Origin of the sequence: Pseudomonas sp. SK2 (assembly GCF_016772395.1) — a bacterium.
Classification (GTDB): Bacteria; Pseudomonadota; Gammaproteobacteria; order Pseudomonadales; family Pseudomonadaceae; genus Aquipseudomonas; species Aquipseudomonas taiwanensis.
Genome location: NZ_CP061944.1, coordinates 4,606,716 through 4,621,835, shown reverse-complemented (window position 1 = coordinate 4,621,835; position 15,120 = coordinate 4,606,716). Strand labels below are relative to the sequence as shown.

12 protein-coding genes are annotated in these 15,120 nt (G+C 63.7%); 6 read left to right on the top strand and 6 right to left on the bottom strand.

Going from position 1 to position 15,120, the window contains the following annotated elements:
- The first annotated feature begins 63 nt into the window (after nucleotides 1–63).
- The 3 genes from IF103_RS20785 (at nucleotide 64) to arsH (ending at nucleotide 2,496) form a co-directional block, all read left to right on the top strand.
- A complete protein-coding gene (locus tag IF103_RS20785; protein ID WP_023382420.1) occupies nucleotides 64–411 on the top strand; it encodes a metalloregulator ArsR/SmtB family transcription factor in 348 nt (115 codons plus the stop codon).
- A 17-nt stretch (nucleotides 412–428) separates the two neighbouring features.
- Nucleotides 429–1,712 (top strand): arsenic transporter, encoded by a 1,284-nt coding sequence (locus IF103_RS20780; protein WP_023382419.1) that lies wholly within the window; start codon nucleotides 429–431, stop codon nucleotides 1,710–1,712.
- An 82-nt stretch (nucleotides 1,713–1,794) separates the two neighbouring features.
- Nucleotides 1,795–2,496 (top strand): arsenical resistance protein ArsH, encoded by a 702-nt coding sequence (gene arsH, locus IF103_RS20775; RefSeq protein WP_023382418.1) that lies wholly within the window; start codon nucleotides 1,795–1,797, stop codon nucleotides 2,494–2,496.
- 41 nt (nucleotides 2,497–2,537) lie between these two features.
- Here the strand turns inward: arsH and IF103_RS20770 are convergent, their stop codons facing one another.
- Nucleotides 2,538–3,359, bottom strand: a complete 822-nt coding sequence (locus tag IF103_RS20770; RefSeq protein WP_023382417.1) for an amino acid ABC transporter permease — start codon at nucleotides 3,357–3,359, stop codon at nucleotides 2,538–2,540.
- Nucleotides 3,356–4,177, bottom strand: a complete 822-nt coding sequence (locus IF103_RS20765; protein ID WP_023382416.1) for an ABC transporter substrate-binding protein — start codon at nucleotides 4,175–4,177, stop codon at nucleotides 3,356–3,358. Before IF103_RS20765 ends, IF103_RS20770 begins: the two co-directional genes overlap by 4 nt.
- 118 nt (nucleotides 4,178–4,295) lie before the next feature.
- On the opposite strand from IF103_RS20765, the gene IF103_RS20760 reads away from it, so the two are divergent.
- Complete coding sequence (locus tag IF103_RS20760) at nucleotides 4,296–5,180, top strand: homocysteine S-methyltransferase family protein (RefSeq protein ID WP_177325269.1); 885 nt, start codon at nucleotides 4,296–4,298, stop codon at nucleotides 5,178–5,180.
- Nucleotides 5,181–5,363: 183 nt separating this feature from the next.
- Here IF103_RS20760 and IF103_RS20755 read toward each other — a convergent pair whose 3' ends face one another.
- From IF103_RS20755 to IF103_RS20740, 4 genes are all read right to left on the bottom strand, one after another.
- Nucleotides 5,364–6,317: an arsenic resistance protein gene (locus tag IF103_RS20755; RefSeq protein ID WP_104883283.1), complete on the bottom strand. Its 954-nt coding sequence runs from the start codon at nucleotides 6,315–6,317 to the stop codon at nucleotides 5,364–5,366.
- A 124-nt stretch (nucleotides 6,318–6,441) separates the two neighbouring features.
- Nucleotides 6,442–7,035: a hypothetical protein gene (locus IF103_RS20750; RefSeq protein WP_023382413.1), complete on the bottom strand. Its 594-nt coding sequence runs from the start codon at nucleotides 7,033–7,035 to the stop codon at nucleotides 6,442–6,444.
- A 139-nt stretch (nucleotides 7,036–7,174) separates the two neighbouring features.
- Entirely contained in the window at nucleotides 7,175–8,428 is a 1,254-nt protein-coding gene (glyA, locus tag IF103_RS20745) for a serine hydroxymethyltransferase (protein WP_023382412.1), read from the bottom strand.
- 186 nt (nucleotides 8,429–8,614) lie between these two features.
- Nucleotides 8,615–12,445, bottom strand: a complete 3,831-nt coding sequence (locus IF103_RS20740; RefSeq protein ID WP_023382411.1) for a sensor domain-containing protein — start codon at nucleotides 12,443–12,445, stop codon at nucleotides 8,615–8,617.
- Between the two features lie 258 nt (nucleotides 12,446–12,703).
- On the opposite strand from IF103_RS20740, the gene IF103_RS20735 reads away from it, so the two are divergent.
- Nucleotides 12,704–13,099, top strand: coding sequence for a hypothetical protein (locus IF103_RS20735; protein ID WP_023382410.1), 396 nt, complete (start codon nucleotides 12,704–12,706; stop codon nucleotides 13,097–13,099).
- Between the two features lie 316 nt (nucleotides 13,100–13,415).
- Nucleotides 13,416–15,083: an energy-dependent translational throttle protein EttA gene (gene ettA, locus IF103_RS20730; protein WP_023382409.1), complete on the top strand. Its 1,668-nt coding sequence runs from the start codon at nucleotides 13,416–13,418 to the stop codon at nucleotides 15,081–15,083.
- Nucleotides 15,084–15,120 lie beyond the last annotated feature (37 nt).

Here is a 15,120-nt window from a genome sequence, read left to right as displayed (position 1 = left end):
GGGGTTGTGCTTTGCATATGGAAATCCGTATATTCGATTATCCATATGTAAAAGGCAGCCCCCATGATCGCGCCCACCGAGGTTTTCAAAAGCCTGGCCGATGAGACCCGCGCCCGCGCCACCTTGCTGATCGCCAGCCTCGGCGAGCTGTGCGTCTGCGAGCTGATGTGCGCCTTGCGCGACAGCCAACCCAAGATCAGCCGCCACCTGGCGCAACTGCGCAGCAGTGGTCTGTTGCTGGATCGCCGCCAGGGCCAGTGGGTGTATTACCGCCTCAACCCGCAACTGCCCGCCTGGGTGCACGAGATGCTGCAGGTTACGCTCAAGGCCAACGCCGCGTGGCTGCAGGACAACACCTCGCGCCTGCAGAACATGAATGACCGCCCCGTGCGCGCCAGCGCTTGCTGCTGAACTTCGAGGTCGCTCCCATGCTGGTTGCTGCTGCTGTCTTCATCTTCACCCTCATTTTGGTCATCTGGCAGCCCAGAGGCCTCGGCGTAGGCTGGAGCGCGGCCCTGGGGGCGATCATCGCCCTGGCGGTCGGCGCGGTATCGCTGCACGACATTCCTGCGGTCTGGGCCATTGTGTGGAACGCCACGGCGACGTTCATCGCGATCATCGTCATCAGCCTGCTGCTGGATGAGGCCGGTTTCTTCGAGTGGGCGGCGCTGCATGTGGCGCGCTGGGCCGGTGGCGATGGGCGCCGGTTGTTCGCCTTCATCGTGCTGCTGGGGGCGGCGGTGTCGGCGTTGTTCGCCAACGATGGTGCGGCGCTGATTCTTACGCCCATCGTCATGTCGATGCTGCTGGCCCTGCGTTTTTCGCCGGCTGCGACCCTGGCCTTCGTCATGGCCGCGGGCTTCATCGCCGACACGGCGAGCTTGCCGCTGGTGGTGTCCAACCTGGTCAACATCGTTTCGGCGGACTACTTCGGGCTGGGCTTTGCCGAGTATGCGTCGGTGATGGTGCCGGTGAACCTGGCCAGCGTGGCCGCCACGCTGCTGGTGCTGTTCCTGTTCTTCCGCCGCGACCTGCCGGTGCAGTATTCGCTGGCGGCGCTCAAAGCGCCGAAGGCCGCTATCCATGACCGTGCCACCTTCATCGTCGGTGGCTGGATGCTGCTGGTGCTGTTGGCGGGCCTGTTCGTGCTCGAACCCTTGGGCGTGCCGGTCAGTGCGGTGGCGGCGGTGTGTGCGGCGATTCTGTTCGCGGTGGCTGCCCGTGGTCACCGAATTTCCACCCGCCGTGTGCTGCGCGAGGCGCCCTGGCAGGTGGTGATTTTCTCCCTGGGCATGTACCTGGTGGTGTATGGGCTCAAGAACGCCGGCCTCACCGACTTTCTCAGCATGCTGCTCGAACGGCTGGCCGGGCAGGGGCTGTGGAGTGCGGCCATCGGTACGGGTTTGCTCTCGGCCTTGCTGTCGTCGGTGATGAACAACATGCCCAGCGTGCTGGTCGGCGCGCTGTCGATCCATGCCAGCGGGGTGGAGGGGCTGGTGCGCGAGGCGATGATCTACGCCAACGTCATCGGCTGTGACCTGGGCCCGAAAATCACCCCCATCGGCAGCCTGGCCACGCTGCTGTGGCTGCATGTACTGGAGCGCAAGGGTATGCGCATCACCTGGGGTTACTACTTCAAGGTCGGCATCCTGCTGACGGTGCCGGTGCTGTTGATCACCCTGTCGGCCCTGGCCCTGCGCCTGAGCCTCTGAAGCCTGTTACCACGTAGAGGAGCGACCGATGCCGCCGCTGCCCACGCACGCTGGACCGCGTTGGCCTGCTCCAGGAGGACCTATGTCTGAGCAACTCCCCAATCTGGACCTTTCCCTGTTCGAGGCGCCGCCTGCCGAAACCCGCGTCAGCGACCACAAGCCGCGTATCTTGATGCTTTATGGGTCGACCCGCGAACGTTCCTTCAGCCGCCTGCTGGTCGAAGAAGCGGCGCGCCTGCTGGAGCATTTCGGTGCCGAGGTGCGAGTCTTCAACCCTTCTGGCCTGCCCCTGCCAGACGATGCGCCGGTCGAGCATCCCAAGGTGCAGGAGCTGCGTGAGCTGGTGCTGTGGTCGGAGGGGCAGGTGTGGTGCTCGCCAGAGCGTCATGGCGCGATGTCGGCCGTGTTCAAGGCGCAGATCGACTGGATTCCCCTCGCCCTTGGGGCCGTGCGTCCCACCCAGGGCAAGACCTTGGCCGTGATGCAGGTGTGCGGCGGCTCGCAGTCGTTCAATGTGGTCAACCAGCTGCGGGTGCTGGGCCGCTGGATGCGCATGTTCACCATCCCCAACCAGTCATCGGTGCCCAAGGCGTATCTAGAGTTCGACGATGCGGGCCGCATGAAGCCTTCGCCTTATTACGACCGTGTCGTGGACGTGATGGAGGAGTTGGTGAAGTTCACCGTGCTGCTGCGCGACCGTGCGGCGTTTCTGGTCGATCGTTATTCCGAGCGTAAGGAAAGCGCCGAACAGCTTTCTGCGCGCGTGAACCAGCGTTCGATCTGATCGCGCGTTCGGCGCCCCTGGGGGGGTGGAGTGTCCGGTGGCTAGCGCTGATAAGCCCTGCCATAGTGGCGCTCCAGCCGCGCCTGTACCAGTTCGAGCAGGATCGACAGCAGCCAGTAGATCACCGCCGCCGTGGTCAGCATCTCTAGATACCGATAGCTCGACCGCCCATACGACTGCGCCAGGAACATCACCTCCCACACCCCCATCACCGATATCAGCGATGAATCCTTGAGCATTGAGATGAACTGGTTGGCGCTGGGCGGAATGATCACCCGCATGGCCTGGGGCAGGACGATGTGCCAGAAGATCTGCCGTGGGCGCATGCCCAGCGCCAGCGCCGCTTCACGTTGCCCTCGGGCGACGCCGAGGATGCCGGCGCGGAAGATTTCGCTCAGGTAGGCGCCGTAGTTCAGCGACAAGGCGATGATGCCGGCACTGATGGCGCCCGGCACCAAGCCCAGCTGTGGCAGCCCCAGGTAGATCAGCAGAATCTGGATCAACAGCGGTGTGCCGCGGAAGAACGAGGTATAGAAGCTGGCGACACCCACCAGCACTGCGCTGTTCGACAAGCGGGCCAGGGCGGCGGCAAAGCCGAACAGCACCGACACCACCATCGAGCACAGGCACAGGAACAAGGTCAGTGCCGCGCCTTGCAGAAAGCCGTTGGGCCCCAGCCTGAAACCGGCGAGGTTCGGAAACTTCTCCAGGATGATCGAGAATTTCAGGTCGAAGCTGAGGAAAAACGCGACGAACAGGCCGAACAGCGCCAGCCAGGTCAGCAGTAACCGTGTGCGAAAGCCGAACAGGCCGGCGCCCGTGGCCTTCACCACGGGCTTGGGGGAGGGAGGGAAGGTGCTCATTTGCTGATGTCGGCGCCAATCCATTTTTGCGACAGCTTGGCCAGGGTGCCATCAGCCTTCAGTTCGGCAAACACCTGGCGCACCTTGGCATCCCACTCGGGGTCGCCTTTCTCGATGGCCACCGAGTTCGGCTCTTCGTACAGCGGGGCGCCGGCCAGCTTGAAGCGTTTGTCCTGATCCAGGCGCGGCTGCGCTGTCACCAGGTTGGTGAGGATGGCATCCAGACGCACGCCAGCGCCCAGGCCCAAATCCTGGAAGGCAACGTTGTCGGTGTCGTACGGCGCGATCTGCACGAAGTCGAAGGGGTATTCGATCTTCTTGTCTTCGTTGCCTTCGATCACCAGGTTCTTGTTCAGGTAGCTCTCGTAGCTCGATGCACTGGTCAGGCCTACCTTGCGGCCGTCCAGGTCCTTCGCGCCATGGATCCGGTCATCCTTGGCGTTGACCACGATCACCGCCGGCGATGCGTAGTACTCCACCGGGAAGTCGAACACCTCGGCGCGGGCCTTGCTCGGCGTCATCGAGCAGATGCAGATGTCGTAGCGGCCGCTCCAGCGGCCCGCGGCGATCACGTCCCACGAAGGGGTTTCCAGGCGCAGCTTGACGCCCAGTTTGTCTGCCACGGCCTTGGCGACATCCACGTCGAAACCGTCCAGTTGGTTCTGGTCGTTGAGGAAAGAAAACGGCGGGTAGCTTTCCATCAGCACGTTGACCAGTTCCTTGCGCGATTCGACCCGCTCCAGCGTGGCGCCGGCCAAGGCCTGGGAAGCAGTCGCGAGCAGCACGAGGCCCGCACCGAGCAGAGTAGAAAATCGCATGTACATACCTGAAATGTTGGACAAAGGAGATAAAGGGTATTTAATAGTTATAAATGTTCCTCTCATAATGAATTTTATTCATAAGAACCTTCAGAGTAGTTATATGAAACAGCGAGCGATGGTGATTCTGGACGGTGGCATGGGCCGTGAACTGCAGCGCAGTGGCGCGCCGTTTCGCCAGCCGGAGTGGTCGGCGCTGGCGCTGAGCGAGGCGCCCGAAGCGGTGGTGGGCGTGCACGCAGCGTTCATTGCCGCAGGGGCCCAGGTCATCACCAGCAACAGTTATGCGGTGGTGCCGTTCCACATCGGCGAGGAGCGTTTTGCCAAGGAAGGCCGCCAGCTGGCCACGATCGCCGGCCAGCTGGCACGTCACGCCGCCGATACAGGGGCGCATCCGGTCAAGGTGGCCGGTTCGCTGCCGCCGCTGTTCGGCTCGTATCGCCCAGACCTGTTCCAGCCCGAGCGAGTAGAGGAAGTGCTGTCCCCGCTGCTGCAGGGCCTGGCCCCGCATGTCGACCTGTGGCTGGCGGAAACCCAAAGCTCGGTTGCCGAAGTGCGGGCCATCCATGCCCACCTGCCGGAAGACGGCAAGCCGTTCTGGGTCTCGTTCACCTTGCAGGACGAAGAAGTCGACGACGTCCCGCGCCTGCGTTCCGGCGAGCCGGTGGCCGATGCCATCGAAGCCGTGGTTGGCCTGGGGGCCGACGCGGTGCTGTTCAACTGCAGCCAGCCTGAGGTGATTGGCGCGGCGGTGGATGTCGCGCGCTCGGTGATCGAGCGACACACTGCCGATATCGTCATTGGCGCCTATGCCAATGCCTTCCCGCCGCAGCCGAAGGAAGCCACCGCCAACGACGGCCTCGATGAACTGCGCGAGGACCTTGACCCGCCCGGCTACCTGGCCTGGGCCAATGACTGGCGCAAGCGCGGTGCGAGCATGATCGGTGGCTGCTGTGGCATCGGCCCGGAGCACATCGCCGAGCTGAAACGCCATCTGGCCTGAAGCTGAAAAGGGCGGGCGGCTGCTGTACAGGCAACGTACGCCCGCACTCGGCCATCGGGGCGCGGATCGCTGAGGCCCGGGTGTCCAGGCATCGGTTTGCCTGGAGGCTTTCGTGGATTGCCTGCTGCCTGGCGGGAGGGCGGTGCCACACCGGCAGTGGCCTGAGTTGGCGTCGAGCTGGGCTCACCGCACCAGCCGTGGCACGGCCCTGACGTAGATCAGCTCGCTCACCAGTTCCACCAGGGTCTGCATGATCACGGCAGCCGCTGCCAATGCGCGTATTTCCTCGGGCAGCGCCAATGCCAAAGGCAGCACCACCAGCGAGTTGCGGGTCGATGCGCTGAAGGTCACCGAGCGCGCCTCGGCCACTGGCAAGCGGAACAGTCGCGCAGACACCAAGCCGAGGGCCGGCGCCAGCAGCATGAAGCCGATATACACCGGAATCACCGGCAACAGGCTGTCGAAGTCGCGCATCACCACCGTGATCTGCGAAGCGATCACCACCAGCAGTACCAACGCCATCGCCGGCACCGGCATCCACGCCCAGGCGTCGTTCCATGTCGCCACGGCACGGGAGCGACGGGCGCCGATGCTGGTGAGCACGGCGAGTACCATCGGCAGCACGATCAGCAGTACGAAGGCTTCGATGAACGGGGCGATGGCGATCGTCACCCGTGCGCCAGCACCGAGCATCAACGCCAGGTAAACCGGCAGCAGCACCAGTTGTAACAGCAGCAGGAGGGGGGTGGCGGTCAGGGTCAGGCGCGAATCGCCCTGGCCAATGTGGGTGAACACCACGACGTAGTCGATGCAGGGGGTGAGCAGCACCAGCAGGGCGCCGACAAGAATTGCCGGATGCTCGACCAACCCCCGGGTAGTCGCCCAGACCAGCAGTGGGACGAAAACGAAGTTGGCGAGCAGCAGCGCGGCCATGAAGCGGCGGTTGCCCAGGCCCTGGCGCAGGTCGAGGAAGGGGATTTGCAGGAACATCGCATACATCAATACCGCAATGGCCGGGGTAACCAGCGCTTGCAGAGGGTGAGCGGTGTCGGGGGCCAGCAGGCCGAAGGTGAGGGCGACGGCGACGGTGGCGAAGTAGATCGGAATCTGCTGGGTTTCGAGTTGCTCTCTGGTCAAGGCGAGGTCCTGTGATCGCGGGTACGCAAGGCGTGGCTATTGTGCGGGTCTGGCCGCTGGCAAGCCAGCGCCCGCAGGTGACATACCGCCTGTTGGCGCCGGCTTGCCGGCGATGAGCACACGCTCAACCAAGGTTCGCCCAATCCACACCACGCGCCTTGATCACCAGGCTCACGGTGCTGTGCTCCGCAGCCTGATGGCACGCCAGGAACCCACCCACTGGATACAGGTTGTGGATCTCCAGGCCATGCCCTTTGGCATTGACCAACTGGATTTCCCGACGCCCTTCTTCCAGCTGCGTGACATCGAACGGCTCGCCCAGCTGCACATCGGTCAAAGTCCACAGCGCCGGGTCCTGGCTGCCAATGGGTTCGACATTGACCAAACCGTCGGAGGTGGTGAACACCCCTTCACCGAAGTGGGGGCCGCTGCGAACGTACAGCCGATAACCGGCGTCGCTATGGCGGAAATACAGCACCAGCGCGACCGGCTGCTCGCCTTTGTCGAAATTGACCAGCCCCAGCTCTTGGCCGTGCTGCCAATCGGCGTCCGAGCCATTGAGCAGTCCAAGGGTGCGGTTCCCTTGCACGGCATACCCTGGCGTTTGCTGTGGGCTGTCGAGGGCTACCTGCCCTGTGGTCATGCTGCCGAGCGTGTTGATGGGCGACTCGGCCACTTCCAGGGTGGCGGTGAACGAGTGTGCGACGTGATCGGTCATGGGAGGCTCCACTAGGTTGGGGAGGCCTCAGGCTAGGGGGCTTTGCCGGGCGAGCCCACGCGGAACGGGTTCCGTACAGGGCGCAGAAACGAAGAAGCCCGGCACGAGGCCGGGCTTCTTCACATCAGGCAATCGCCAATCAGTTGCCGTAAACCGGCAGCTTCTTGCAGATGGCCTTGACCTTCTCACGCACGGCATCGATGACCGCTTCGTTGTTCAGGTCAGCCAGGATGTCGCAGATCCAGCCGGCCAGCTCGCGGCACTCGGCTTCCTTGAAACCACGGGTGGTGACGGCTGGGGTGCCGAAACGCAGGCCCGAGGTGACGAACGGCGAACGTGGGTCGTTCGGTACCGAGTTCTTGTTGACGGTGATGAAGGCTTTGCCCAGCGCGGCGTCAGCGTCCTTACCGGAGATTTCCTGCTTGATCAGCGACAGCAGGAACAGGTGGTTCTGGGTGCCGCCGGAAACGACGTCGAAACCACGCTCGATGAACACGCTGGCCATGGCCTGGGCGTTTTTCACCACTTGCTGCTGGTAGGCCTTGAACTCAGGCTGCAGGGCTTCCTTGAAGCAGATGGCCTTGGCCGCGATGACGTGCTCCAGCGGGCCGCCTTGGGCGCCTGGGAAGACGGCGGAGTTCAGCTTCTTCTCGATCTCTTCGTTCTTGCGAGCGAGGATCAGGCCGCCACGCGGACCACGCAGGGTCTTGTGGGTGGTGGTGGTGACCACGTCGGCGAACGGAACCGGGTTCGGGTACACGCCAGCGGCAACCAGGCCGGCAACGTGGGCCATGTCGACGAACAGGTAGGCACCGACCTTGTCGGCGATGGCGCGGAAGCGGGCGAAGTCCAGAACCTGCGAGTAGGCCGAGAAGCCGGCAACGATCATCTTCGGCTTGTGCTCGACGGCCAGGCGCTCGACTTCGTCGTAGTCGATCAGGCCGTTGGCGTCGATGCCGTACTGGATGGCGTTGTACAGCTTGCCCGAAGAGCTCACGGAAGCACCGTGGGTCAGGTGGCCACCGTGCGCCAGGCTCATGCCCAGGATGGTGTCACCGGCCGACAGCAGGGCCAGGTAGACGGCAGCGTTGGCCTGGGAACCGGCGTGCGGCTGGACGTTGGCATAGTCGGCGCCGAACAGCTGCTTGGCACGGTCGATGGCCAGTTGCTCGACCACGTCGACGTATTCGCAGCCACCGTAGTAGCGCTTGCCTGGGTAGCCTTCGGCGTACTTGTTGGTCAGGACCGAGCCCTGGGCTTCCATGACTGCCGGGCTGGTGTAGTTTTCCGAAGCGATCAGCTCGATATGCTCTTCCTGGCGCAGAGCTTCTTGCTGCATGGCTTCGAAGAGCTCGGCGTCGTACTTGGCAATGGTCAAATCACGGCTGAACATGGCGGTCCTCAAGGATCGGGGTGAATTGGGGGGGCATTCTAACCGATTGATTCGCGCCTGGCATATGAAGTGGCATCAAGTCGCGGACCAATGGCCTTCATGTTGGATCCCGCGCCGTGTCTGGGCTGGCTGGGGGCGTGAGTTGACTCGAAAGTCCGTTTCCGCCGCCTCTGTGCTGGCATCGGATCACTGGAACATGAACAGCGTTTCGTTGCTGAATTGCGCCTCGAACTGGTTGGCCGGCATCGGCCGTCCGAACAGGTAGCCCTGCACTTCGTCGCAGCCGTGCTCACGCAGGAACTCCAACTGCTCATGGGTTTCCACGCCTTCGGCGATCACCGCCAGGTTGAGGCTATGGGCCATGGCGATGATCGCCCGGGCGATCTGGGCATCCTGTTCGCCTTCGGGCAGGCCATCGACGAAGGTGCGGTCGATCTTCAGCACGTCGATGGGGAACTGCTTGAGGTAGTTGAGCGACGAGTAGCCAGTGCCGAAGTCGTCGACGGCAATGCTCAGGCCAAGGTTCTTGAGGCTGTCGAGAATCTGCATCGCCTCGTTGACCTCGCGCATCAGGATACTTTCGGTCAGCTCCAACTCCAGGCACGCCGGCGGCAGGCCGGTCTCTTCCAGAATGGTGGCGATGCGCGTGCCCAGCTGGCCGTCGGAGAACTGCCGTGCGGAAATGTTCACCGACACCTTCGGCACACGGACTTTCTCCTTGTGCCAGGCCTTCAGTTGGCGGCTGGCCTCGCGCAGCACCCAGTCACCCACATCCACCACCAGGCCCAGCTCCTCGATCACCGGAATGAAATCGCCCGGCGGCACCAGGCCACGGGTGGGGTGGCGCCAGCGCAGCAGCGCTTCGGCACCGGTCAGGCGCTTGCCGTCGCCGCTGAACTGCGGCTGGTAGTACAGAATGAATTCGTTCTGCTCCAAGGCATGGCGCAGGTCGCTTTCCAGTTCCAGGCGCTCCAGGGCACTGGCGTTCATCTCGGCCTGGTAGAACTGGAAGTTGTTCTTGCCGCGCTCCTTGGCGTGGTACATGGCCGTGTCGGCGTTCTTCATCAGTTGGCTCAGTTCGCTGCCGTCCTGCGGGCTGAGGGCGATACCGATACTGGCGGTGACGAAGAACTCACGGTTTTCCAGCACGAACGGCCGCACCAGGCTCGCGAGGATGTTTTCGGCCACGTGGATGGCGCGGTTGAGCGCCATTTCACGGGTGGCGCGCGGTTGCAGCAACAGGGTGAATTCGTCGCCGCCCATGCGCGCCACGGTGTCGTCGTCATCGACGCACGCCAGCAGGCGCAGGGCCATGTCCTTGAGCATGCGATCGCCCGCGGCGTGGCCGAGGGAGTCGTTGATCGGCTTGAAGCGGTCCAGGTCGAGGAACATCAGCACCACCCAGGCCTTCTGCCGATCGGCCTGCTGCAGCGCGTTGTACAGGCGGTCCTGGAACAATGTGCGGTTGGGCAGGTGCGTCAGGGCATCGTAGTAGGCCAGGCGATGAATGCGTTGCTCGCTGGCCTTGCGCTCGCTGATGTCGGTGAAGAAGCACACGTAGCTGGCCAGGTCGCCTTCGTCGTCGAGCACGGCGGTGATGCCGACCCATGCCGGGTACGGCTCGCCATTGCGACGCTTGAGCCACACTTCGCCTTCCCAACTGCCGCGCTGGTGCAATTGCTTGAGCACGTAGGCAAGGTGGCCTTCCTGCTGCTCATCGACGGTCAGCATGCCGGGCAGTTGGTCGAGTACTTCCTCCACCGCATAGCCGCTGACGCGGCTGAACGCTTCGTTGGCCTGGACGATGTAGCCGGCCGGGTCGGTGATCAGAATGGCCGAAGTCGAGTGCTCGAATACCGTGGCGGCCATGCGCAGGTCTTTTTCCGCGCGGCGCTGCTGGCTGATGTCGCGGCCAACCCCCAGTACCCCCTCGAAGCGCTCGTGCTCGTCCCACACCAGTACCAGGCGCAGTTCGATGGGAATCTTGCGGCCATCGGCACGCAGGCAGTCGAACAGGAACAGCTGGGAGGGCAGTTGGCTGCGCAGCTGCGCCAGCTGTTCGCGGTCGCCCATGGCTTTGCTGACCCGTTCCATCAGGCTATAGATGCCGGTGAGCTGGGCCGGGTTGGCGACGATCGACTGCCAGCTGTTCTCGAAGATCCACTCGGCCCGGTAGCCCAGCACGGCATGCACCGACGGGCTGACGTAGTTGAGCTGCAGCTGGCTGTCGGTGGAGAAGATCACATCGCTGATGCTCTCGGCGAGCATGCGGTAGCGTTGTTCGCTGTCGCGCAGAGACTGGCTGGCCTCGATCTGCACGGTCACGTCCTTGCCCACCCCGATGATACGGGTGACGACGCCATCGGCGTCGCGGGTCAGCACCTGTTCGCGAATCTCATAGCAGCGCCAGTTGCCGTCGCGGTGGCGGAAGCGCAGTTGGCAATGCAGCGACTCGCTGTGGCCGGTCTCGCGTTGATGCTGAAGCAGTGCCTTGTAGTGTTCGGCGTCTTCGGGGTGTAGCAGCAGCTCCCAGAAGCGGTCGCCCATCTGCGCCAGCTCGCTGCGGTCGTAGCCCAGGGTCTGGCCGAGGTGGCGGTTGCTGAAGATCATCCGCTTGTTGAAGACGTCCTGCACATACAGTTGGTCGGGTACGGTGCGCACCACGTCCGACCAGAAACTTTCGCGTTCGAGCAGCGACAGCTCCACCTGCTTGCGGCTGGTGATGTCGCTGATGCTGAGGATGACCGCCTGGTAGTTGCGTCGCTGCTGCGGCAGGCGGGCCATAAGCCACAGGTGCAGTTCTCCACCGAGCGGGGCGGGCAGGCGGACTTCGAGTTCCAGCACAGGGCGCTGTTCGATCAGCGCGTCGATCAGTTGCATGCCGACGCTGTCGCGGCCATCGCCGCTGCCGTCGATCAGGCGCTGCCAGGCGCCTTCGTTGCAGTCGACATTGAGCAACTGGCGCGCCACTTGGTTGATTTCGGTGATTTTCAGTTCCAGCAGCAGGGCGCGGCGCAGGTTCGGGTCCAGCGCCAGGCTTTGCTTGAGCGCGGCCAGGTTGCGCAGGTGGTAGCGGTCGAGCTGGCCGGGCAGGCTGGAGAGGTCGAGCACGCACAAGGCCACGCCCGTGCCCTCGAAGATGTCCTGGTAGCGGCGGCGGTCCTCCTGCAGGGCCTGCTGGCGTCGGCGCATGTTGATCAATGCCAGCACCGGCAGCAGCGCGCAGAACAGCACCAGCATGCATTTGCCGATCAGCGCCGGCAGCAGCTTCTGCCGGGCCAGGCCGGCATCGAACAGCCCGCGCAACTGCCATGCGCTGTTGTCGATGAAAGCCAGCATGACGCTTTGCAACGGCTCATTGCTGGTTTGCACCGGGGCATGGCGCTCCAGCACATCGCCGCTGCGGCTGTTTTCCAGCAGCCACAAGGGGTGGCTTACGCCATCGAGGTGAATCGTCAGGGTCCTGTAGTAGGAGGGCGCAAGGCGCAGCAGCCAGTAACCGCGATCCTGCTCGGTCGACTGGCGCAACAGCAGGTAGACGGTACGGTTATCGTCCGAGTTGGAGAAAAAGTAGGCGCGGCCCTTGGCCAGTTCGACCAGCTCGTCAATCCACTGGCGGTCTGGGCTGCCCGCCAGGCTGTCGCCGCGCACGTTACCGGCAGCATCGAGCCAGGCCAGTTCCCGCAGCTCGGGCAGGCGTTCGCGCAGGGTTTGCAGCAGGCTGGGCAGTGCTGCGGGCGTCGGCGTTTTGACGTAGGGCTGGACCACATTCACAGCCTCCTGGGCTTTGAGCGCCATGTTCAGGCCCAGGTGGTCCGCCAGGTCGGCACTGGTCGCCAGGCTTTGTTGACGCAGCTCCGCCTGCGTGTGATGGAACTGGGCGAACAGCTGCCACAGCAGCAAACCCAGCAGAACCAGGGCCAGCAGGGCCAGCGCACCTTTGACCGAGCCGCGCACGGACGCAGCCGGAGCGGAGGAGGCAGGTCGCAGCGAGGGCGAGTGTGTGAGATCGGTCAAGCGGTGGTCCTGCAATTGGGCTGGCGATGGCAGGGTTTGATCATGCACGGTGTGTGCCGCAAGGCCGTGGCCGTGCTGGCGTGGCGCACTATACGGCGGGACACCGGAAAGGGGCTAGCATGCCAATCATTATGGCAAAGTGCCAGCGCTGCTGTCCTGTGCCGACGGTCGTCGCCCGCTGGGGGGGTTCGGCAAGCCCCTGCAACCTGTGCGAGAATGCCGGCCGCTTCAATGACAACGCATCGGAGATGTTCGGTTTTGGTTACCCACTATTCCACCAATGGCCTCGATTCCGCCTGCGGGCGCAGCAGTCAGACCCTTGTCAGCACTGCCGTGACCGAGGACGTATCCTGCAAGTCTTGCCAGCGTTCGCTGGACAAATCTGGCGCGGCTAGCGCGCCGAAGAGCAAGAGCCCGTCGCTGGCCGAGCTGCGCAAAACTGCCAAGGCGGTTGCAGAGCCGGCCGTCGAGTCCGTCGCTGCCAAGCCAGCCGCCAAGGTCGTGAGCGCGCCGGTCGGCAAGCCGGCCAAGGCCGCCGAGCAGCCTGCCCGTCGCGGTGGCTTCAGCGTCAAGGCCGCCTGGGCCGCGCGTCTTGCCGAGCAGGGCGACCGTTGCCGCTTGCCGCGGGGCAAGGCCAAGCAGCGTCACGTCTGACACCCTTATCGAGCCGGTAAGGGCCAATGCGCGGGTAAACCTGCTCCCACAGCAATGGGCTGCCCCCAAGCGGGTGCGGTCCGGCAAACGATCGAACCTGTGGGGGCGGGCTCTACCCGCGAAAGGGCCGTCACGGACGCTGGAAGCGGCGCTCGATCCCTGCGACTTCATCCCACCATCCGACTACCCTGCGCAATGCCGCGTCTTGGCGTAGAATGGTCGACTTTGTTCAATGACACCCCCGTAAACACATCCCCCTGGTCACAAGGCCGGGGCGTACGTCGATGTCTTTACCTATCTGATAGAGGGCTTGGTTTTGGCTCAATACGTCTACACCATGCATCGGCTGAGCAAGGTCGTGCCGCCGAAGCGGGAAATTCTCAAGAATATTTCCCTGTCGTTCTTCCCAGGCGCCAAGATCGGCGTACTCGGCCTGAACGGTGCGGGTAAATCGACCCTGCTGCGGATCATGGCGGGCGTCGACAAGGAATTCGACGGCGAAGCCCGTCCGATGCCTGACATCAACGTCGGCTACCTGCCGCAGGAGCCGCAACTGGATCCGACCAAGTCGGTCCGTGAAGTGGTCGAGGAAGCGGTCAGCGTGATCAAGGACGCCCAGGCGCGCCTGGACGAAGTGTACGCGGCCTACGCCGAACCCGACGCCGACTTCGACAAGCTGGCCGCCGAACAGGCCAAGCTGGAGGCTATCCTGCAGGCCGCCGACGGCCACAACCTGGAGCGTCAGCTGGACGTCGCCGCCGATGCCCTGCGTCTGCCAGCCTGGGACGCCCGCATCGAGCACCTGTCCGGTGGTGAGAAGCGCCGCGTGGCGCTGTGCCGCCTGCTGCTGTCGGCCCCCGACATGCTGCTGCTCGACGAACCGACCAACCACCTGGACGCCGACTCGGTGGCCTGGCTGGAGCGCTTCCTGCACGACTTCCCCGGCACCGTGGTGGCGATCACCCACGACCGTTACTTCCTCGACAACGTCGCCGGCTGGATCCTCGAACTGGACCGCGGTGCCGGTATCCCGTACGAAGGCAACTACTCGGGCTGGCTGGAGGCCAAGTCCGAGCGTCTGGCGCAAGAGTCCAAGCAGCAGAGCGCCCACGAGAAGGCCATGAAGGAGGAACTGGAGTGGGTGCGCAAAGGCGCCAAGGCCCGCCAGTCCAAGTCCAAGGCCCGTCTGGCACGCTTCGAAGAAATGCAGTCGCAGGAATTCCAGAAGCGCAGCGAGACCAACGAGATCTACATCCCGGCCGGTCCGCGCCTGGGCGACAAGGTCATCGAGTTCAAGAACGTCACCAAAGGCTATGGCGACCGCGTGCTGATCGACAACCTGTCGTTCTCCATGCCTAAGGGCGCCATCGTTGGCGTGATCGGCGGTAACGGTGCCGGTAAGTCGACCCTGTTCCGCATGTTGATGGGCAAGGAACAGCCAGATTCGGGCAGCATCGAGATCGGCGAAACCGTGCAACTGGCCTGCGTCGACCAGAGCCGTGAAGACCTGGACGGCAACAAGACCGTGTTCCAGCAGGTTTCCGACGGTTCCGACATGATCCGCATCGGCAACTACGAGATCCCGTCGCGCACCTACGTTGGCCGCTTCAACTTCAAGGGTGGCGACCAGCAGAAGTTCGTCAAGGACCTCTCCGGTGGTGAGCGTGGCCGTCTGCACCTGGCGCTGACCCTGAAAGAGGGTGGCAACGTCCTGCTGCTCGACGAACCGTCCAACGACCTCGACGTCGAAACCCTGCGTTCGCTGGAAGAAGCCCTGCTGGACTTCCCAGGCGCCGCCATCGTGATTTCCCACGACCGTTGGTTCCTGGACCGTGTGGCGACCCACATCCTGGCGTACGAAGACGACTCGAACGTGGTGTTCTTCGAAGGTAACTACACCGAGTACGAAGCCGATCGCAAGAAGCGCCTGGGTGACGCAGCTGCCCAGCCGCACCGTGTACGCCACAAGAAACTGGCCCAGTAAGCTGGTCTTTTGATGCACAAGAATGGGGCCCTAGCGG

Excerpts from the sequence above, each read along its gene's own strand:
- IF103_RS20785 (WP_023382420.1), top strand. The coding sequence starts at position 64 with ATGATCGCGCCCACCGAGGTTTTCAAAAGCCTGGCCGATGAGACCCGC.
- IF103_RS20780 (WP_023382419.1), top strand. The coding sequence starts at position 429 with ATGCTGGTTGCTGCTGCTGTCTTCATCTTCACCCTCATTTTGGTCATC.
- arsH (WP_023382418.1), top strand. The coding sequence starts at position 1,795 with ATGTCTGAGCAACTCCCCAATCTGGACCTTTCCCTGTTCGAGGCGCCG.
- IF103_RS20770 (WP_023382417.1), bottom strand. The coding sequence starts at position 3,359 with ATGAGCACCTTCCCTCCCTCCCCCAAGCCCGTGGTGAAGGCCACGGGC.
- IF103_RS20765 (WP_023382416.1), bottom strand. The coding sequence starts at position 4,177 with ATGCGATTTTCTACTCTGCTCGGTGCGGGCCTCGTGCTGCTCGCGACT.
- IF103_RS20760 (WP_177325269.1), top strand. The coding sequence starts at position 4,296 with ATGGTGATTCTGGACGGTGGCATGGGCCGTGAACTGCAGCGCAGTGGC.
- IF103_RS20750 (WP_023382413.1), bottom strand. The coding sequence starts at position 7,035 with ATGACCGATCACGTCGCACACTCGTTCACCGCCACCCTGGAAGTGGCC.
- glyA (WP_023382412.1), bottom strand. The coding sequence starts at position 8,428 with ATGTTCAGCCGTGATTTGACCATTGCCAAGTACGACGCCGAGCTCTTC.